Source organism: Deltaproteobacteria bacterium (assembly GCA_003194485.1).
GTDB lineage: Bacteria > Desulfobacterota > Dissulfuribacteria > Dissulfuribacterales > UBA3076 > UBA3076.
The window spans coordinates 1-20,328 of the sequence record PQXD01000012.1; the positions used below are offsets into that span (position 1 = coordinate 1).

Genomic DNA, 20,328 nt, shown 5'->3' on the forward strand with positions numbered 1-20,328 from the left:
ATCCTGGCTATGGTGGTATTTTTACCCATAGCTTGAGAAAAGACGATCACAGCTTGCCTCTGAAGGCTCAAAAGAGCCTCCTGTGCTGCGTCACAAAATTCGCCTGCGCTTATATGAAATATCCAGTCCTTTCTATATTCAGATATTCAGGCTGAAGGCCGGTTGCCTTCCTTCAGCCTGAATACCTGGATTTACCTGTTCGATATATAATCATTCAGATTCTGCAGGCTCACGATCTGCTGGTTCAGATAATCGCTGGTGGCCTGGTACTGGCCCAGGAGCACTTCCAGTGCCTCAAACCGGGCCCTTGTGCGCGTCTCCCATGCAGAAATACGCATTTCTATTCGCTCCACCTGGTCCTGAATGTCATCGATACTGTCCTGAATGCCGTCTTTCTTTGCGGCAAGGATTCCGTCTCTGGAATCGAGCATGTCGTCCAGGCCGTCGACCATATGTACCGCAAAGCCCTCAGAGCCTTCGTCGGTTTTTGTAAGGAACTGGACCACCTCGTCAAAATGGTTATCGAGTGCGTCGTTGAGCTTTGACGAGTCAACTTCCAACTGCCCATCACTATTCAAGGCGATACCGAGATCAGACAGGCGGCTGAACCCGTCAACACCGGCAACGGTGTTTACAATGAAATTCCTCAGGCGGTTGCGTATCATGTTTGCCGTGCCGTCACCCAAAAGGGCGCCTGCTGTCCCGGTTTCCTGGTCATAGCTCTGGTATGAGTCGAAGAAATCCAGCAGGTCATTGTAGGCATTGACAAAGGAATCCATCTTTGAAACGGCTACCGAGGTGTCCCGGCTTACTGTCAGAGTGGCCTCGTTGTCAGGTGCGGCAGGTGCCGACTTGAGGGTGATGGTTACTCCGTCAATCACGTCATCTATTGTGTTGGTATCTCTGTGAATATCCGTCACACCGTCAACGGTAATGATTGAGTCTTTGGCCTCCTGGGCCTGTGAAAGGTTTTCAGTGACTCCCTGGTCATAGACCAGACGGGAAAGCCCGTTCAAATCCGTATCATTTCCGTCCCCCGTGTCTGTGACAGTCAGGTTGATAACATTCTCCGCTCCTGTCTCATCGGCAGTCAGTGTGAGAAAATAGTCCGTTCCATCAAAGATGACAGATGCATGGACACCGGCCTCAGCATCATTTACGGCCTCTGCCACGTCATCGATCGTATCTGTGGCAGACACAGAGATGTCCACAGTATCGGCATCGCCCACTTTGAGGTGTATCGTCCCCTCACCAACGGCTTCTGCATCGGAAAAGGCCGCGCTCGTGAGCTTATGCGCCTCAGCCAACTGCTGCACGGTAACACTGTATGAGCCTGCCGTGGCGTCTTCACTGGCAGATACAGTAAAAAGGTCCGTATCTCCTGAGGTAGCTGAAAAACTGGTAAGATCACTCGAATCATCCAGGCCCTCCATGGCGGACTTAAGGCTGTCTAATGCGCTCTGCAACGCACCGTAGGCCGTCAACTTGACCTGATAATCAGCCTCCCGTTGCTGGAGTTGAGTAATCGGCCGCTGCTGTATGGCCGAAAGCTGGCTGATGATACTGTCGACATCAAGACCAGATATGAGACCTCCGACTGAGATAGACATAATCACTCCTTTTGGGATTTCAGGTGGCTTAGCCCCAGGCAGTCCTGTTTCTCCCTGCCTAATATTTCCTTAATATTACTATTAGTATCGGCATTTTATTAAAAAACTTGAGCTTTTGGACACGAAGTTGGCTACTTTGCGCTTTTTATATTTGTTGAGATAGTTGATGAATTCAGTTTTGGCTTGACTTTATACCGTAATTTCGGTATTGGATTCATATGGGCACACGTTACCGGTATCTTGAGTGGGATGAAGATAATATTTGGAAGAATGAAATAAAACACGGGGTTACGGCTGAAGAAATCGAGCAATGTTTCAATAACCCTCCATTTGTTATCTTTCTACACAAGAAGATTCCGGATCGACGTATGTTATTGGGACGGACCTTTGGCGGACGTCATCTTTTTGTCGTGTTTCAACACAAATCCGACGAAGTGGCTCGCCCAATTCATGCACGGGATATGAATATGAATGAAAGGCGGATTTATGAAAAACAAACAAGATAGCAAAAAGCAGGCAACCGAGAAGCGTTACAGTCTAAAGGACTTTGACCTCAGAAAACCCGAGCTTGTAAAGGAATCTATGCAGGTTGTCCCTAAGTATGGAGGCAAGCTGAAGTTGTTGAAAACCTCAGTTTCATTGCCGCAGGCTATTATAGATGACCTGCGCCGGCTGGCCCGTATAAGAGGAATGACTTCATACCAGAACCTGCTTCGGGAGCTTGTTTCGGAAAAGGTCTATGAGGAGAAGCGACGATTGCAGCTTTTTGATCAAAACCGAACTTAACTACGCTTTGCTCTCGTTTCCGCCGGAGACAGATTGTCTTTTCTGCCTTTCTTCCCCGCCTCGGCTGAAGCCTCTCAAAAATCCACGTCTCGCAATTTACTGCCCTGTCTAATAAAAACCCCGCCTCCATTTTCAGGAAGCGGGGTTTCGGTTTAAGGTTTTACCCCGTGAAATTCACGTCAGTGACAGTGAAACGTATTTAACCGGGGTTATTATTTACTTTCAGCTTTGAGCCTTCAGCCTTCCTCATTACTGAAGCAGAGTAAGTACCGTCTGCGGCAGCATGTTGGCCTGGGCCAGCATGGCAACACCCGCCTGCTGCAGGATCTGGGCCTTGGTCAGGTTGGCCGTCTCAGCCGCAAAGTCTGCATCCAGGATACGGGAACGAGCCGCGGATACGTTTTCGGAGACGCTCTGCAGGTTGGCAATGGTGTGCTCGAAACGGTTCTGGATAGCACCAAGATCGCCTCGCAGGCTATCTATGGCTGTTAGAGCCGCATCTACACGCTGAAGAGCCGATTCTGCACCCGAACGGATACTGATATCAATATCATCGACACCGTCGCTGTCCACGGCAATGCTGGCACTCAAACCGGCATTCCCCTGATTGGTGAATGTAAGGTTCTCAGTTGAGGAAACCGTAATTTTCCCCTTGAGAGCGGTTGCATCGGTGAATTCCTTGGTGCCGCCATCACTACCTGTAATTCCCTGAGTCGCATCGGTAAAATCAGTGAACGTTTCATCAACTACAATATCGGCACCGTCTTCCGCAGTAAGTGTAATTGTACTTCCATCCAAAGTAGCAACCACACCCGTATCACTTGAGTGAGCATTGATTGCATCGCGTAACTCTGAAGCAGTAATTGTTTTACCATCAGTGCTATTAACGTCTTCATTAGTATAAATAGCTTCCCCATTAATGGTTAAGCTATAGGTCGAAGTCGCTTGATCACCTGCAATGGCGCCGCCATCCAATTCTGTGTAACCGCTTGTTGATGCATCCACCTGCAGACCCGCGATACCCGCATCATTCATGGCAGCGGCGATCGCATAAGCGGATGTCCCCGATCTGTAGGTGTCTCCCGAGACGGCATAATCTCCACTGGGGTTCACGGTGACCGCATCACCGGTTCCGACTGCAACGGTCATGGAGTTGACAGCGCCGGTGACACGACTACCCGTTTCGGATGCGATGTGGCCAATGGAGGATGCCTTCGCACTGGATACGTCAACAGAAATGGTTTCACCAGCATATGCACCCACCTGGAAGGTGGCGCCGTTAAAAGAGCCGTCAAGAAGTCTTTGTCCGTTGAACGTGGTCGTAAGCGCGATGCGATCTAATTCGGCTTGGAGCTGGCTAACTTCAGCTTGAAGAGATGAGCGGTCAGATGCAGTGTTAGTGTCGTTGGCGGACTGCACAGCCAGCTCCCGTATCCGCTGAAGAATATTCGTCGATTCCTGCAAAGCCCCCTCAGCCGTCTGTGCCAAAGAAATACCGTCATTGGCATTCCTGACTGCCTGGTTCAGGCCGCGGATCTGCGAGGTCATCCTGTTTGAGATCGCAAGCCCTGCAGCATCGTCCTTGGCGCTGTTAATACGCAGGCCGGATGAGAGCCTCTGCAGGGATTTGTCCAGCAGATTCTGGGTCTTTCCCAGTTGTCTCTGCGCGTTAAGTGACGCGATGTTTGTGTTAATTACCATTGCCATGATTTTATTCCTCCTTGAAATTGAGTTTTTGTTTCGGGCGTCCTTGCCCTTTGTTTATTTTGACCTTTCGGACCGATTAATTTTTCTGTCCCCCTTTCCGGTCCTGGATTTTTGTTTGTTTTCATTGTATATATCGGCAAAAGAGATGAAAACTTTAGGAAGATCAGAGAGATTTGACAGGAGAAGTGTGTCAAAAAACCGTCATAAGTTAATTGACACCCTTTCAGGCCTTATGTAATTTTATCAATCAATAGATCCCCTGTAAAATCCATGTGTTTTGCAGGGGATCCTAATGTCAGAAATGTCAGGATGGGCAAAGTGAATATGCGGAACGAATCAATTCTGGTAGCAGACGATGCTCCTGAAATCAGATTCAGCATATCGGAAGTCTTAAAGCGTGAAGGCTTTACTGTAGACATGGCTTGTGACGGGCAAGAAGCCATAGAGAAAATCAGGAAGAAATTTTTCGATGCAGTGATCACCGACCTTGCCATGCCCAGAAAGAGCGGAATGGAGGTCCTGTGCTTTCTTAAAGAACATTCCCCGGAGACCATCTGTATAATAATTACCGGTTTTGGGACCATACACGGGGCAGTGGAGGCCATACGTCAAGGTGCCTTTGACTACCTCACAAAGCCTGTCAGGCTGGAAGAGGTCATTATCACAGTAGATAAAGCCCTTGAAGTCAGAGAACTCAGGAGGGAGAACCGGTCACTCAGGCAGGAACTGCAAAACATCCACGGTTTTGAAAGCATAGTGGGCACCAGCATGGCAATGCGGAAGGTCTTTGAGCTGGTGGAAAAAGTTGCCGTAACGGACAGTACGGTCCTGATTACCGGCGAATCCGGTACAGGGAAAGAGCTTATTGCCCATGCACTGCATTATAAAAGTGGACGCAAGGACAGGCCGTTCATCCCCGTGAACTGTGCCGCCATACCTGTGGAACTCCTGGAAAGCGAGCTCTTTGGCCATGAAAAGGGTGCATTTACCCATGCGGTAAGTACCAAGATAGGCCGGTTCGAGCTTGCCAACAAGGGAACGATCTTTTTGGATGAGATCGGAGAGATGAGCCCGGCCCTCCAGGTCAAGCCCTGCGTTTCCTGCAGGAACGTCAGTTTGAAAGGGTCGGGGGAGTCAGGACCATCCATGTCGATGCCAGGATTATTGCAGCCACTAATATTGATCTTGAAGAGGCTGTTCATAAAGGTAGTTTCAGAGATGATCTGTACTATCGCCTGAATGTGATCCCTGTACACATACCCCCATTGAAGGAACGTCCGGAGGATATCCCCCTGTTGATTCAGCATTTCCTGCTGAAATTCTGTTCCGGCACGAGGACACGCATAGAAGGTATAGAAGAGGATGCCATCAGGTGCCTGACAGGCTACGACTGGCCAGGCAATGTGAGGGAACTCGAAAATATATTAGAGCGCATGGTGATACTTGCCAAAGGCCCCATGATAACAGTTGGAGATATTCCGGACGGTATCTCGGGGTCATCCGGACAACCTGCAGCCAGAGACATGGCTATTTTGCCTGAAGATGGACTTTCTCTCAGTACCGCTGTTGGAAACCTTGAGAGAACTTTGATTCTCCAGGCCCTGGAAAAAAAGGGACTGAATATGATGAAAAATAGTATTCCGGACATATTTATGCTCTGCCTGAGCCTGTTTTTTTTCTGTACCTTTTGCCCTGTAAATGCCGAAGCTGCTCTTGATGAGGTCAAGGTAGCGGTGCTTCCGTTTGATATCAGTTCCGCAGGTCCTTTTTCCTATGTTGGCCCTGCCGCAGAGGAAGTTTTGATCAGCAGGCTGGCCTCGGAAAGAATCTTCGTTATGGACTCCTTTGAGATACAACGTATGACTGACAAAAGACAGGGACTTATTTCTCCCCTGAATGCAGGAGACATTGCCGGCAAGCTCGGGGTGGACTATGTCGTTGCCGGCAAGGTAAAAGCAGAAGGGGAAAATATAACGATAGACATGAACTTGCTGCGGGTAGATTCCGAATCTCCAATATTTTCTCTTGTCTTTTCTCCTGCGTCTCTTGATGAAGTGCCATCCAGGATGGAGGATTTTGCAACCCAGGCAGCAAACCGCATCCTGAATGGTCCGAAATCCGTAACAGCAGAATCTGGAGACAGGGGCGGGCAGAAGGCTCCCCAGAAATTGCAAAAAGAGGAAACAGCCCAGGATGAAGACCTCATGATTGCAAGAATGCATCCTGACCGACTGATTCCTGCGCTCCCAGACAAAAAATCATATACTCATGCGCTTCCGGTAATGCCGCCCGAACCCCTCCTTCCGGCTCCTGCTTCAACCCTTTCCTATCCGCCACCGGAAACCGAGACCATAGAGGAACAGGTTGCAGCTACCCCGCAGACATCAAGTGCGGAACAGCCCGTTCCTGCCGATGGGCCTATATGGCAGTGGTATTGATTCAAGAGCCGCTTGCAAAACCCATCTTTTGCCCGATGGCTGCGTTGCTCGTCGTCAAAAATGCTCACGTACCCAAGTACGCTCCGCGTTTTTTCCTCCTCGCGCCTTGCCCTCGAACAAAATCTTGAGTTTTGCAAACGGCTCTCAAGAAAATATATTCCTTTCAATTTGTCCCGAGTAGACCAGAACCGTTTCACCTTCGAGAAAGACATCCCTGACCTCTTGCCCATCCAAATGGAAGCGGACAGTCAGCACTTCGCCACCACGTGTCTTTACGTTGACCGGGCTCTCTGTCAGTTCTTTGCAGGCGGAAAGTATGGCACCGGCCACTGCCCCGGTACCGCATGCCATGGTCTCATTCTCGACTCCACGTTCATAGGTCCGGATCAGGATATTGTTTCTGTTGGATATCTGGATGAAGTCGGCATTAGTACCTGCGGGCTGAAAGCGGGAAGCAAACCTTATGAGCCGTCCCCACTCTAATACAGGGACTGATTCCAGGTCCGGCGTAAAATATACCGCATGGGGTACGCTGGTGTTCAGGCAATGGAGAATAAGTGTTTTGCCGCCTATTTTCACCGGTATGTCAAGCTTGAGGTCCTTCGGTTGTGGAAGCTGAAGCCTTACAGTGGATTCCCTGACTTCTGCGTGTACGATTCCCGCCTCTGTTTCAAAACTGAGTTTCCGCGGGGCAATGCCTGTCATGCAAGCGAATCGGGCTGCGCAACGCCCGCCGTTTCCGCACATCTCTGCCCGGCTGCCATCGGCATTGAAAAAATGCCATTTGAAATCCGCCCTGCGGGAATTCTCAATTATTATGAGCCCGTCTGCTCCCACTCCAAACTTACGCCTGCACAGACGTACAGCCAGATCAGGCCATTGGGAGTCTTTTAAATTGCCTTCCCGGTTGTCTATCAGGATGAAATCATTTCCACTCCCGTGCATTTTTTTAAAAGAGATGGATTTCATAATAAATCACCAAATGGTTTCTCCCCGCAAAAGGCTTGCATAGGTCTCACGCTTTCTGATTAATTTGAAGTGACCGTCCCTTACCATGACTTCTGAAGCCCTTGGCCTTGAGTTATAATTGGAAGACATGGTAAAGCCATAAGCCCCGGCGCTCATGACCGCTAGTAAACTGCCTTGATTAAGCTCCGGCATGGGCCGTTCCCTGGCGAGAAAGTCCCCTGTCTCACATATGGGCCCCACTATGTCTGCCGGATGTAGATGCGTATCGGTCTTTATTACAGGCAGGATCTCGTGGTATGCTTCGTATAGACCGGGACGGGCAAGGTCATTCATGGCGGCATCAACTATATAAAACCGCTTTCCTTCAGTCTCTTTGATGTATAGTATTTTTGTTACCAAAATACCGGCATTGCCGGCGATGGATCGTCCAGGCTCTACAATCAGGCAGTGAGGAAGATCCTTGACCTCAGACAGGAGTGCCCTGGCGTAAGCGTCAGGCTCGGGTGGAGTCTCGTCCCGGTATCTTATGCCAAGGCCTCCACCAACATCGATGAACTTGAGTCTTATTCCAGAGGCATCAAGCTCCTGCAGCAACGGCTTAATTCTCCTTATTGCATCCACAAAGGGCTCGATCCGAGTCAGTTGTGAGCCTATATGGAAGTCGATCCCTACTACTTCAAGTTCGTCTCTGTCCGATGCAACGTAATAGGCTTCGAGGGCCTGGGATATGGGTAGTCCGAACTTGTTTTTTTTAAGGCCTGTGGAGATATATGGATGGGTATTAGGATCCACATCAGGATTTACCCTGAAGGAGATCCTGACACGGCATTTAAGACGTCGTGCCTGTCTGGAGATGGCATCAAGCTCTTCCATAGACTCCACATTAAACATGAGGATATCCGCACTTGCAGCCTCGCGGATCTCCTTTTCGGTCTTACCCACACCGGAGTATACTATCCTGTCTGCCGGAATTCCCGCTTTGAGTGCCCGGTGAAGCTCCCCTCCCGAGACGATGTCAGCGCCGGCTCCCAATTTCCCCAAGAGATTTAATACAGCCATATTGCTGTTCGCCTTGACGGCAAAGCATATCAGGTGCGGGTGCCCGGAAAGTGCCCTGTCAAAGGCATTGAAGTGACGTTTCAGGGCAGCTGAGCTGTACAGATAGAAAGGAGTCTTTACCTTCCTGGCTATCTCCTTTACAGGTACATCTTCGCAGTACAGCTCTTTGCCTTTATAATTGAAGTGATTCATTTTTCGTAGATGTTCACGTAAATATTCAGTGAACCCGTTATATCCTGCCTTGAAGCGGTTACCTTTTTCCGGGTTTCAAAGCTCACTCATTGCAGACCGGAGAGGCAGTGCAATCCGGCCCGCGATCGAAACCCTGCAAAAGGCAAACCGCTCCTGCGGCAGGGCACGGATGGCAACTTCCTCAGTGGACCACGGGTTCTCCGAATATTTACATGTTCACAGGCTCAGGGTTTACCGTTCAAGATCGTTTTTCTCTTTTCGTGCCTTCTGCATTTGAATCTATAAACTGTTACGGCCTTTCTCTGCCAATTTCCACTTCAGCGGTGTCGGACCAGGTGCTTTCGTTTGGCGGATCTGCCCTGTCCGCTGCGGTTACCCAATACGAATATAATCCTCTGGGCAATATAGTCCGGTCCAGGAATCTGGATACCGGTATGGGCTTGTTGTTCAGTCTATATATCAGTTCACCCGGTCCTTTTCTGTATACAATATAACCTGAAACGTCAGATCCTGTTTCTTCCCGCCAGAATAGTTTAACTCCATCGGCAGACCGAACGGCAACCAGGCCCACAGGTGCCGGCGGAGGGCTGAGATCTCTTGGCTGAACCATGGCTTCATGCGTACAGGGCCCCTCAATCTCAGTGCCATGATAGGGCAGAACGGCTGCCACCCTGTATTTATAACCGGCCCTCTTTTTTGCCCGGGGATCGAGATAGCCTGTGGAATCCACTAAGCCATGGAGACTCTTCCATTTATCCGTCCCTGTCCTGGCACGGTAGATCCTGAATAGAAGTTCTCTATCTACGGACGTGCCATCCGTCCACTTAGAAGGTGCCTGCCAGGAAAGATAAATTCCGTCTCCGGTCAGCTGAGCCGTTAATCCCAGAGGCGCGGATGGCGGAACGTGCCAGGCCAGAGAGACCTGATTGGACGTGTCGCTGACATTCAGCCAGCCCTTTACAGTATAGACTTTATATATATATTGCATGCCGGAACGAAGGGTTCGGTCTTCATAGACCATCTTCCTTGCCTTTTCCGGTTCTGCCTCAAAGGGGATATCAATAGGCTGCCCAAAAGGAGGAGGACACCCCTCGCAATATTCCTCAAGAGGGATCTCCGCCTTTAACAGCCTGAAGCCCTTGATCCTGACAAGTGGGCTGCCGTCCCTGTTTCTTACGGGAACACTCCATTTCAGCTCAACGCCGTCCGGGATAATCTTATAGCTCAAGTCCTTGATAGCCTTTGGCCGGAGGGTACCGGGAGGGACAGGAGGTGCCTTGCGTCCACAGGACGCTATTAAAATACAAAAGGCAAAAATAATTAACCTTTTACAGGAAAAAATATGGAGGATATTATTCATGAGTCGGCATTTTTCATTTACCAGCTCTCATTATCTTTTTCTCTGTTTTTGTCAGGGCCTCGGCTACTCGCTCAGGTGCTGTGCCTCCCGGGCAGCGCCTGATTTCCACAGAGCCCTCTATTGATAATACCTTGAATATATCCTCATCGATGAGAGGAGAAAAGGCCTTCAGGTCTTCAAGACTCAGATCAGTAAGCTCCTTGCCCCGGGAAATACAATGTGAGACTGCCTTGCCGACCACTGAATGGGCCTGCCTGAAAGGCATTCCTTTCTTCACAAGGTAATCAGCAAGGTCCGTGGCGGTGAGAAAGCCCTGTGTCACGATCCGGGAGATATGCTCTTTCCTTGGGACCAGTTTGGCCACCAGGGCAGCCATTATCTCCACTGAGGCACATACAGTATCAACTGTGTCGAAAAGCGCCTCCTTGTCTTCCTGGAGGTCCCTGTTGTAGGCAAGCGGAAGGCCCTTGATAACAGTGAGAAGAGATATCAGGTGGCCATAGACCCTGCCGGCCTTTCCGCGGACCAACTCGGGCACATCAGGATTCTTTTTCTGGGGCATGATGCTTGAGCCGGTACAGAAGCCGTCAGGCAGATCCACAAAGCCGAACTCTGCAGAGGTCCACAGAATCAGTTCTTCAGACATCCTGCTCAAATGGGCCATTATAATGCCTGCCGCTGCCAGGAACTCAACAATAAAGTCCCGGTCGCTTACGGCATCCAGGCTGTTAGCAGTAATACCCTGGAAACCCAACTCCTCGGCCACATATTCCCTGTCTATCGGGAAACCGGTTCCGGCCAGGGCCGCACTTCCAAGGGGACAAATATTTACTCTCTTTCTGCAGTCTTGGAGCCTGTCCCTGTCGCGGCTGAACATTTCGAAATAGGCGAGCATGTGATGCGGCCAGAGAATGGGCTGTGCTCTCTGGAGATGGGTGTAGCCCGGGAGTATCAGGTCCTGGTGGGTCCTTGCCTGGTGCAGGAGCGCTTTCTGCAGCAATGAAAGGAGTCTATCCAGGCGATCGATTTCTTCCCTCAGGTAGAGTCTGATATCTGCAGCAACCTGATCATTACGGCTTCTGGCAGTGTGGAGCCTTTTCCCGGCCTCTCCGATGCGCTTGACCAGGGCCTGTTCGATATTCATGTGTACATCCTCAAGCTCTGGGCTCCAGTTAAATTTTCCTGACGCTATTTCTTCTTCTATCTCGACCAGGCCATTAACAATTTCCTCTGCATCTTTATCCGAGATAATCCCCTGTCTTGCCAGCATGCGGGCATGGACCTTGCTGCCTGCTATGTCCTGACGATACAGCCTGTGGTCATAGTGGACAGAGGCTGAAAATTCCTCCAGCATTTTTTCTGTGGCCTCCTGGAATCTACCGCCCCAGGGTTTTTCCAATGCCTTCTTATCTTCATTCATTCTTGTGTGTCGTTTCCCCCATGGGATACGAGCCCAGCCATTCCAGAAAGGTGCAACCTTTTTTGATGGCCTTGATTCCATCCTGCACGGTCGGGTCTTCTATATGGCCTGCAATATCTACATAGAACAGGTATCTCCAGGGCTCGTTCTTTACCGGCCTGGACTGTATCTTGGTGAGGTTTATCCCAAGTTTTGCCAGGGGCTCCAGCAACTTGAACAGAGAACCCGGACGATCCTCAAGGCTTAAGAGCAGGGAGGTCTTGTCTTTCCCGCTTGGCTTGGGACATTTATGCCCGAGGACCAGAAACCGCGTGGTATTTCCTGCAAAATCCTCTATGTGTCTGGCAACAGTTTGAAGGTTGTATGTGCGGGCCGCCAGGGGACTGGCAATGGCCGCCACGGAGGAATCAACCGCTGCCCAGCGGGCCGCCTGGGCAGTGCTGACCACTTCTTCTGTCGGGACCGCCCGCAAGTTACGTTGCAGCCATCCCCTGCACTGGGCCAAGGCATGGGGATGGGAAAGAATGCGGCGGATACTGTCTGTTCTGCCGCTCTGATTGATGAGGTCGTGGGAGATGGGTAGATAGACTTCCCCGCATACCTTGACCTTGAAGTCGCAAAGCCCGTCCAGGGTCAGGGCTACAGTCCCTTCTACCGAATTTTCTACTGGTACCACTCCATAGTCAATACGTTCACGTTCTACCTCTTCAAATACCTCGGTTATGTTCCATAGGGGAACAAACTCAGGGGCATGGCCGAATAACCTGGCCGCGGCCATGTGGGTAAAGGTTGTCTCGGGGCCGAGATATCCCAGCCTGGCAGGCCGCTGTGCGTTCCTGCAGGCAGATATGATCTCTCCGAAGATGACCCTCAGGCTTTCAGGGGAAAATTTTTCGGCATTTTGTCTCAGAATGTGTTGAATGACTTCCCGTTCGCGAGACAGATCAAGAGGCTGCCGGGAGGATTCAGCCTTAGTCCGTCCGATTTCCTCTGCCACCTCCAGGCGTTCCTGGAGCAGGCGTACAAGCTTTGCGTCTATTTTATCAATCCGTTGCCTGAGGCGTTTGAGTTTTTGATACTGGCTGTTATCCATTATTTGCATGGGCCGATTATTTCCCTGATAGCAATTAGTTCATGCCGGATTTCTTTGAGCAATTCACTGGTCCTGTCTCCGGAATCCTTTGTCTTTTGTTCTGCCGCAATCCGCCTCCTGGCACCGGCTATAGTAAATCCTTCATTATAAAGAAGCGTTTTTATGCGCCTTATAAGAGCTATGTCTTCTATTCTGTAAAGACGCTGTTTTGAAACCCTGTGGGTACGGATTTGGCGAAATTCACCTTCCCAGTAGCGAAGCACATGGGGTTCAACCCCGACCAGTTCACTCACTTCGCCTATCCGGTAATATTTCTTCCCCGTCTCTGGCATTTACGATCCTCTTAAGTAAGCGGCTGGGGTGGAAAGCCACTGTACGCCGGGGAGGAATAATAATCGGCTCTCCATTAACCGGACTGGTTCCTCTGCGTGCCGGTTTCTTTACACTGCGCAGAGTACCAAACCTTACGATCTTCACTTGATCGCCATCGGCCAGTGACGCCTTGATCTGGTTGAAGATCTCATTGACCAGTTGCAGGCTGACACGCAAGGAATAACCAAGTTCATTGCTGACTGCTTCAGCGATTTTCCGCTTGGTCAAGGTCCCCATCAGTCCCTCAGCTTTGCCTTATAGAATTGAAGAACAGAGCGCACCAGTGGGTCATGTACCTCTGAGACTTCATGGTCCGAGAGCGTATGATCCGGGGCCCTGTATGTAAACCGCATGCCTATACTCTTTGAGCCTTTTGGGACAGGTTTCCCTCTATATACATCAAATATCCGCACTTTTTCAAGAAAATCCGGGGCCTGAGCTGAAATATATTCCATGAGATCTTGAGCAGAAAGCCCGTCCCGGACAATTACCGCGATATCCCTCTCTACAGCAGGATACCTGGCAAGAGGAATGAATTTGCGTCGCCGGGATGCGGCTGTTTCCAGGGCATCAAAAGAGAGCTCAAATAGAAATACCGGCCCGTTTATATCCCAAAATTCCAAAACATTCGGATCGATTTGCCCGAAACTGCCCAGGATGGAATTTTTGCCCCATACTATCCTGGCAGAGGTGCCTGGCAGATAAAAAGGATCATCCGGTGTTTCAAGTACGGTTTTCCACCCGGAGATCCCGAGGGCCTGGAGCAGCCCTTCCAGAACTCCTTTTAAATCAAAGAGATCTACCCGCTCCCTGGGCCATGACCATGATTCAGGATGGCGCAACCCTGTATACAGGGCGACTATTTTCTGTTTCTCATCGGGAAGCTCGCCCGTTCCTTGTGCATAAAATACAGTGCCAAGTTCAAAAAGACCAAGGTCCATGTTCCGTTGGGCCTGGTTTCTTGCTGCTGTCCCCATCAGCGAAGGGATCAGGCTGGTCCTCATTACTGACTGGTCATCGCTCAAGGGATTCCTGATCCTTACCATCTGCATCCTTCGGTCATCCTTGTCCAGACGTAAGGCCTTAATATCTTCTGGTGACATAAAACTGTATGAGATCACCTCGGTCATGCCCTGGGATGAAAGGATATTTTTTATCCTGTTAACAAGTCCTTGAGACGGTTCCGGGGCCGGTGTGGCTATTCCGGCACTGGGTACCCGGGTCGGAATACTCGGAAAGCCGTGAAGTCTGGCTATCTCTTCTACCAGATCAATCTCTTCTTTCAGGTCATAGCGATATGAAGGCACCATTCCTTTGATTTTTCTATCGTCAACATGGCCGAGCTCAATACCGATCCTTTCCAGAAACTGGGCTATCCGTCCGGGCTCAATTCCTGTGCCGAGGAGCTTGTTGGCCCTTTCGGGGCGAAGAGACAGTCGTCTGGGCTTATAAGGTCTTGGATAAACGTCCTTGATCTCTCCGGCCAGACATCCGCCTGCCACCTGATCAATAAGTTTCACTGTCCTGCAAAGTGCCTTTATCACTCCCTCCGGGTCAACACCCCGCTCAAACCGGTATGATGACTCTGTAATCGTCTTTAAGGCCTTGGATGTCCTCCTTACCTGGATTGGAGTAAACCATGCGCTTTCGATGAGTATCCGCTTTGTGTCGTCATTGACTTCGGTTTCGGCTCCGCCTATGACACCAGCCACTGCCACGGGCTTCTCCGCATCTGCAATGACCAGCATGTCCGGCCGCAGCTCTCTGTGCTTTCCGTCAATGGTCCTTACACTTTCTCCGGGCCTTGCTGTCCTGACTTCAATAGCCGGTCCTGTCAATCTGTCCAGATCAAAGGCATGGAGCGGTTGTCCGAGTTCAATCAGCACGTAGTTGGTTACATCCACTACATTGTTTATCGGCCTGATGCCACTGGCCTGCAGCCTCATAGCCATCCAGTGAGGGGAAGGGCCGATCCTGATCCCTTCCATTACGGCAGCCGTATATCTGCCGCACAGATCAGGGTCTTCTATGGAGATAGGAATTTGACGATTTGACGATTTGACGATTTGACGATTTGACGATTGGGGAATTGATAGAGGGATGCCATATATGGCGGATACTTCCCTGGCAACTCCCAGGACACTGAGACAGTCAGGGCGGTTTGGCGTAACGGCAATATCCAGGACCCAATCTTTAAGCCCCAGAACATCCACAAGGGAGTCCCCTGTCCTGCGTCCAGGGACCGGCTCCAATATGAGGATCCCTGTTTTATCATCGCCGATACCAAGTTCAGACTCTGAACAGAGCATTCCATCAGAGCGTATCCCATGGATGTCGGAAGACCTGACGGTCGTACCGTCGGACAGCACTGTCCCGGGCCTTGCCAGAGCGGCCAATTGCCCCTTCTCTACATTAGGGGCCCCGCAAACCACTTCAAACTTCTGTTCACCTGCAACTACCGTGCAGACCCGCAAATGCGATGCCTGGGGATGGGGGACGGTCTCATCAACCAGGCATACCACGACCGGGGCAAGACCCTTGTAGACAGACTCCATCTCCTCCACTTCGAGACCTGTCATGGTAAGGTCTTCTGCCAAGGTCTCTACGGGCACTGTAAATTGCACAAATTCTTTGAGCCAGGAGGTCAGGATTCGCATAAGGACTTATTCAAAACTGGTGAAGAAAGCGCAGGTCGTTATCATAGAAAAGGCGGATGTCGTCAATACCGAATCTGAGCATTGCGATTCGCTCTACCCCGAGGCCGAATGCAAATCCGCTGAACCTTTCGGTGTCGTAGCCGACATGCCTGAATACTTCCGGATGTACCATGCCGGCTCCCAGCACCTCCAGCCAGCCGGTCTGGGAACATATCCTGCAGCCCTTGCCTCTGCATATGACACACTGAATGTCTATTTCCGCACTGGGTTCTGTAAACGGAAAGAAGCTCGGCCTGAATCGTATTGAGGTTTCCGGATCAAATATTTGTTGGACAAAGGCGGTCAATACCCCCTTGAGACCTGCAAAAGAGACATCCCTGTCCACCATAAGCCCTTCCACCTGATGGAACATGGGGGTATGGGTCACATCGGAGTCGCACCTGTACACCTTGCCGGGCGCAATCACCCGCATCGGAGGTCTCTGCTCTTTCATGGCACGTATCTGTACCGGAGAGGTATGAGTGCGGAGCAGGACCTTGTCATCAATATAAAACGTGTCCTGCATGTCTCTGGCTGGGTGGTCAGGAGGGATATTCAGGGCCTCAAAGTTGAAAAAGTCAAGCTCTACTTCAGGACCCTTGGCCACGGTAAAACCCATCCTTTCAAATACATAACAGATTTCATTCATCACCTGGGTGATGGGGTGCAATCTGCCGGGCCGTCTTTGCCTTCCGGGAAGTGTGGGGTCCAGCTCCGGAATAAAGGTGCGGATATGAACGTCCTTTAATGCCTCCTTCCTGGCATTGATGGATGTCTCTATCTCTTTCTTGAGCCTGTTGGCCAGTTGTCCGATCTTTGGGCGTTCCTCAGCAGAAAGCTTCCCTATGGCCTTTAAAACCATAGTCAGCTCGCCCTTACGACCGAGGACCCTGACCCTTATATTTTCAAGATCTTCCTCGCTGGACGCCGATTTTACGGCTTCAAGGGCCTGGGTCTTGATTTCCTCTAGGCGCTCCTGCATGTATACAGTTCTTTGTCAGGCACTCTTTGCAGTTTCTACAAGGGAGGAAAAGGCATTGGAGTCTGTTACTGCTATATCGGCAAGCATCTTGCGATTTACGGCAACCCCTGATTTGCTTATACCTTCAATAAAACGGCTATAGGACGTGCCGTTCAGTCTGCAGGCCGCGTTTATGCGGATTATCCACAGGCGACGAAACATGCGCTTCCTGGTCCTGCGATCCCTGTATGCATAGCAGAGCCCCTTTTCCACAGTCTCCTTTGCCTGTTTGAAACAGAGGCGTCTGGCACCTCTGTAGCCTTTGGCCATTTTGAGTATCTTCTTGCGACGACGATGGGCCTTAAAACCTCTGGTAACCCGTGGCATTTTCTTTTAAGCTCCTCTTATCTCAAAATCCATACTATACGACAGTAATTATTCATTTCCCTGTTGGCTGCCAGGGAGTGTGAACGGTTACACATAACACCGGGTACAATCAGATAAAAGGGATCATTCGCTTAATTGATTTGACCCTTGATTCAGAAATCTCTGTATCATTTTTCAGGACCCTTTTGCGCTTCCGTGTCTTGTGGCTCAATAGATGGCTCGATCCCGCCTTTCTGTACATGAACTTCCCGGTTCCCGTCTTTTTGAAACGCTTGGCAGCAGCGCGTCTGGTCTTCGTCTTTGGCATAATTCCTCATTTATACTTGTCTTGAATGAACTCACAATCCCCAATTAGTAATCCCATCATGGTCTCAGGTCAATCCTTTGGGGCAAGTATTGTGTGCATTAACGGACCTTGCTTGACAGGTACGTTTTCAGGGACGGCGATGTCGGACATCTCTTCCACGATCCGTTTTATCAAAGCGAATCCCAATTCGGGGTATGCGTTTTCCCGGCCTCGAAATCTCACTGTAACCTTCACCTTGTTTCCATCACCTATGAATTGCCTTATTCGCTTCTTTTTTACCTCAAGGTCATGAACATCCGTTCTTGGACGCATCTTGATTTCTTTGACCTGAATAATAGTCTGTTTTTTCCGGGCTTCCTGTGCCTTTTTGCTTTGCTCGTACTTGAATTTTCCGTAGTCCATGATCCGGCAGACCGGTGGCTGGGCATGTGGTGCTACTTCCACTAAGTCTAATCCGAGTTCTTCTGCCTTGGCCAGGGCCTCATTTCGAGTTACTACTCCCAGTTGCTTCCCATCTTTGCCAATGAGTCGTACTTCCTTGGCACTGATCCGATAATTTACCTTGACTGGAATTTCTCTTGCGATACTACACCTCCTGTTTCTAAATTAGCCGCTCACCACGGCAAGATCCTTTAAAGACTCTCCGGCACTCTTTCTTCACCATGGCGACAAAGTCATCAACGGACATGGCTGCCAGTTTCTGCCCCTTTCTGGTACGGGGGCTGACTGTCATGTCCCTTACTTCTTGATCGCCAACTATCAACATATATGGGATCTTTTCAAGCTGGGCCTCCCGGATTTTTTTGCCCAGTTTTTCGTTCCTGAAGTCTGTTTTTGTCCTGACACCGGCGGCCCTGAGTCTTTCAGCAACCGATTCCGCCCACTGATCCTGTCTGTCAGTTACAGTCACGACAATGGCCTGAAAAGGGGCCAGCCACAGGGGAAAGGCACCGGCATGATGCTCGATCAGCACACCGAAGAACCGTTCCAGAGAACCAAGCAGGGCCCTGTGTACCATGATCGGCGTATGGGGCCGGCCGTCATCCCCTATATAGCGCATATCAAATCTCTCAGGCAGGTTGAAGTCAACCTGGATGGTTGAACACTGCCATGAGCGATCCAGACAATCCTTGATCTTGATATCGATCTTGGGGCCGTAAAATACCCCTTCTCCGGGGTCTATTTCATAGGTCAGTCCCTGCGCCTCAAGGGCCTGCCCGAGTGCATCGGTTGCACGCTCCCAATTTTCATCCGAACCTACATACTTGTCAGGACGGGTGGAGAGATATATCTCATACCGGTCAAAACCAAATACCCTCAGGACATACAGGGTCAAGTCCAGGATTTCGTGTATTTCCTTGCCGAGCTGGTCGGGCCTGCAAAAGATGTGGCCATCATCCTGGGTAAATCCCCTGACCCTCATGAGTCCGTGCAAGGTGCCTGTCCTCTCATAGCGATAAACAGTACCCAGTTCGCACCAGCGCATGGGAAGTTCCCTGTAACTGCGTATCCTGGAGTTATAGATCGCTATGTGAAAGGGGCAGTTCATCGGCCTTAACTGATAGCTGACATCGTCAATCTCCATGGGGAGATACATGTTCTCGCTGTAGAAATCCAAATGGCCGCTGGTCTTCCAGAGGTCCCTGCGGGCAATATGGGGAGAAAAGAGCATGTCGTAACCCCTCCGGAAATGCTCATCGCGCCAGAAGTCCTCAATGATCTTGCGGACAATGCCCCCCTTGGGATGCCATAGGATAAGCCCGGGTCCTATCTCTTCATTTACGGAAAAGAGATCCAGATCCCTGCCCAGGCGCCGGTGATCCCTTTTCTTGGCCTCTTCAAGGCGATTCAGGTATTCTTTCAGAGATTTTTTATCAAAAAATGCCGTGCCGTATATGCGCTGAAGCATCGGCTGGGTCTCATCCCCCTTCCAGTATGCCCCTGCAAGACCTGTCAGCTTAAAGGCCTTCAAATGACCCGTATGAGGGAGATGCGGTCCCCTGCACAAATCTACGAATTCTCCCTGGCTGTATATTGAGACCTCTTTCTCTCCCTGGTTACCCAGTTCATTCAGGATCTCGATTTTGTATTTTTCTCCAAGTTTCTCAAAACGTTTCCTTGCATCATCTATGGATATATCCTGTCTTGTTATGTCTTGAGACCTCTTTACGATCTCCTCCATCCTGGCCTCTATCTTTTCAAGGTCTTCAGGGGTAAAGGGTCTCTGGTAATCAAAATCATAGTAGAACCCGTTTTCTATTGCCGGACCTATAGCTATCTGTACATCCGGGAAAAGTTCCTTTACGGCCTGGGCCATAATATGTGCGGCAGTATGCCTCAATACCTCAAGGGTATCATCATCACCTGGGAATACAGGCTCCGTTCTGCAGTCACGCGTAAGGGGCGTGGAGATATCCTTTAATTCCCCGTCGATCCGGACAAGGATCACCTTTTTTGCACTATTCCTGCTGAGCATGCTGGCCAAAAGCCCCGAAGCAGGAGTCCCGCTTGCAACCTGTACCGTGTCCCGACCATTAAAGATTACAGTGATAGTATCTGTATCAGTCTCTGGCATCGGATCTCTCTGTTCAAAGCAGAAAAGGCATCCTTGCCCCAGTGTGAGGGCTAAAAAGATGCCTTTTCAAAATATCTCCAGGGAAGGACAAAAGCAACGGACTGGTAGGCGCGGGCGGGATCGAACCGCCGACTTCTACCGCGTCAAGGTAGCGCTCTCCCCCTGAGCTACGCGCCTCCCCAAATATCGCTAAAATTATATGTAAATCTATTCTCAAGGCGTTGAAGTTGATAACAAGATTTACCAGGGGTGTCAAGGAAATTGAGCAGGCCCTGGATATTTCATATAAGCGCAGGCGAATTTTGTGACGCAGCACAGGAGGCTCTTTTGAGCCTTCAGAGGCAAGCTGTGATCGTCTTTTCTCAAGCTATGGGTAAAAATACCACCATAGCCAGG

20 protein-coding genes and 1 tRNA gene are annotated in these 20,328 nt (G+C 50.3%); 5 read left to right on the forward strand and 16 right to left on the reverse strand.

All coding sequences use genetic code 11. From position 1 onward, the window contains the following. Positions 1-191: 191 nt before the first annotated feature. Positions 192-1,610, reverse strand: coding sequence for a flagellar hook-associated protein (locus tag C4B57_07785; GenBank protein ID PXF54185.1), 1,419 nt, complete (start codon positions 1,608-1,610; stop codon positions 192-194). A gap of 218 nt (positions 1,611-1,828) precedes the next feature. Between C4B57_07785 and C4B57_07790 the strand changes: the two genes are divergently transcribed. Further along, a complete protein-coding gene (locus C4B57_07790) occupies positions 1,829-2,116 on the forward strand; it encodes a hypothetical protein (GenBank protein PXF54186.1) in 288 nt (95 codons plus the stop codon). Next, positions 2,097-2,396, forward strand: a complete 300-nt coding sequence (locus tag C4B57_07795; GenBank protein ID PXF54187.1) for a hypothetical protein — start codon at positions 2,097-2,099, stop codon at positions 2,394-2,396. Before C4B57_07790 ends, C4B57_07795 begins: the two co-directional genes overlap by 20 nt. 249 nt (positions 2,397-2,645) lie before the next feature. Here C4B57_07795 and C4B57_07800 read toward each other — a convergent pair whose 3' ends face one another. After that, positions 2,646-4,103, reverse strand: coding sequence for a flagellin (locus tag C4B57_07800; protein ID PXF54188.1), 1,458 nt, complete (start codon positions 4,101-4,103; stop codon positions 2,646-2,648). Between C4B57_07800 and C4B57_07805 the strand changes: the two genes are divergently transcribed. From C4B57_07805 to C4B57_07815, 3 genes are read left to right on the forward strand one after another with little or no spacing between them, the layout of a single operon-like run. Beyond that, entirely contained in the window at positions 4,078-4,341 is a 264-nt protein-coding gene (locus C4B57_07805; GenBank protein ID PXF54189.1) for a hypothetical protein, read from the forward strand. The genes C4B57_07800 and C4B57_07805 overlap by 26 nt on opposite strands. A gap of 32 nt (positions 4,342-4,373) precedes the next feature. Continuing rightward, the gene (locus tag C4B57_07810) at positions 4,374-5,342 is read left to right on the forward strand and encodes a hypothetical protein (protein ID PXF54190.1); all 969 of its coding nucleotides are present in this window, start codon (positions 4,374-4,376) and stop codon (positions 5,340-5,342) included. A gap of 2 nt (positions 5,343-5,344) precedes the next feature. Beyond that, positions 5,345-6,541 carry a hypothetical protein gene (locus C4B57_07815; GenBank protein PXF54191.1) on the forward strand — a complete coding sequence of 399 codons (1,197 nt, stop codon included), beginning with the start codon at positions 5,345-5,347 and terminating at the stop codon, positions 6,539-6,541. A gap of 144 nt (positions 6,542-6,685) precedes the next feature. Here the strand turns inward: C4B57_07815 and C4B57_07820 are convergent, their stop codons facing one another. The 14 genes from C4B57_07820 to C4B57_07885 form a co-directional block, all read right to left on the reverse strand. Then, positions 6,686-7,510 carry a diaminopimelate epimerase gene (locus tag C4B57_07820; protein ID PXF54192.1) on the reverse strand — a complete coding sequence of 275 codons (825 nt, stop codon included), beginning with the start codon at positions 7,508-7,510 and terminating at the stop codon, positions 6,686-6,688. Between the two features lie 6 nt (positions 7,511-7,516). Beyond that, positions 7,517-8,761 carry a diaminopimelate decarboxylase gene (gene lysA, locus C4B57_07825; GenBank protein ID PXF54193.1) on the reverse strand — a complete coding sequence of 415 codons (1,245 nt, stop codon included), beginning with the start codon at positions 8,759-8,761 and terminating at the stop codon, positions 7,517-7,519. Between the two features lie 289 nt (positions 8,762-9,050). After that, the gene (locus C4B57_07830) at positions 9,051-10,121 is read right to left on the reverse strand and encodes a hypothetical protein (GenBank protein PXF54194.1); all 1,071 of its coding nucleotides are present in this window, start codon (positions 10,119-10,121) and stop codon (positions 9,051-9,053) included. Positions 10,122-10,134: 13 nt separating this feature from the next. Next, on the reverse strand, positions 10,135-11,541 hold the full coding sequence (argH, locus tag C4B57_07835; GenBank protein PXF54195.1) for an argininosuccinate lyase: 1,407 nt from the start codon (positions 11,539-11,541) through the stop codon (positions 10,135-10,137). Continuing rightward, complete coding sequence (locus C4B57_07840; GenBank protein ID PXF54196.1) at positions 11,534-12,634, reverse strand: prephenate dehydratase; 1,101 nt, start codon at positions 12,632-12,634, stop codon at positions 11,534-11,536. Before C4B57_07840 ends, argH begins: the two co-directional genes overlap by 8 nt. Beyond that, on the reverse strand, positions 12,634-12,966 hold the full coding sequence (locus C4B57_07845) for a MerR family transcriptional regulator (GenBank protein PXF54197.1): 333 nt from the start codon (positions 12,964-12,966) through the stop codon (positions 12,634-12,636). Before C4B57_07845 ends, C4B57_07840 begins: the two co-directional genes overlap by 1 nt. Further along, the gene (locus C4B57_07850; GenBank protein ID PXF54198.1) at positions 12,920-13,243 is read right to left on the reverse strand and encodes an integration host factor subunit alpha; all 324 of its coding nucleotides are present in this window, start codon (positions 13,241-13,243) and stop codon (positions 12,920-12,922) included. Before C4B57_07850 ends, C4B57_07845 begins: the two co-directional genes overlap by 47 nt. Next, on the reverse strand, positions 13,243-15,663 hold the full coding sequence (locus C4B57_07855; GenBank protein PXF54199.1) for a phenylalanine--tRNA ligase subunit beta: 2,421 nt from the start codon (positions 15,661-15,663) through the stop codon (positions 13,243-13,245). The genes C4B57_07850 and C4B57_07855 overlap by 1 nt, the downstream gene beginning before the upstream one ends. Before the next feature lie 10 nt (positions 15,664-15,673). Then, positions 15,674-16,684 (reverse strand): phenylalanine--tRNA ligase subunit alpha, encoded by a 1,011-nt coding sequence (locus C4B57_07860; protein ID PXF54200.1) that lies wholly within the window; start codon positions 16,682-16,684, stop codon positions 15,674-15,676. 15 nt (positions 16,685-16,699) lie between these two features. Next, positions 16,700-17,050 carry a 50S ribosomal protein L20 gene (locus C4B57_07865; protein PXF54201.1) on the reverse strand — a complete coding sequence of 117 codons (351 nt, stop codon included), beginning with the start codon at positions 17,048-17,050 and terminating at the stop codon, positions 16,700-16,702. A 109-nt stretch (positions 17,051-17,159) separates the two neighbouring features. Next, positions 17,160-17,357, reverse strand: coding sequence for a 50S ribosomal protein L35 (locus tag C4B57_07870; protein ID PXF54202.1), 198 nt, complete (start codon positions 17,355-17,357; stop codon positions 17,160-17,162). 69 nt (positions 17,358-17,426) lie between these two features. Then, entirely contained in the window at positions 17,427-17,942 is a 516-nt protein-coding gene (locus C4B57_07875) for a translation initiation factor IF-3 (protein PXF54203.1), read from the reverse strand. 16 nt (positions 17,943-17,958) lie between these two features. Then, complete coding sequence (locus tag C4B57_07880; GenBank protein PXF54204.1) at positions 17,959-19,932, reverse strand: threonine--tRNA ligase; 1,974 nt, start codon at positions 19,930-19,932, stop codon at positions 17,959-17,961. A 102-nt stretch (positions 19,933-20,034) separates the two neighbouring features. Beyond that, a tRNA-Val gene (locus C4B57_07885) sits at positions 20,035-20,109 on the reverse strand. Positions 20,110-20,328: the final 219 nt, after the last annotated feature.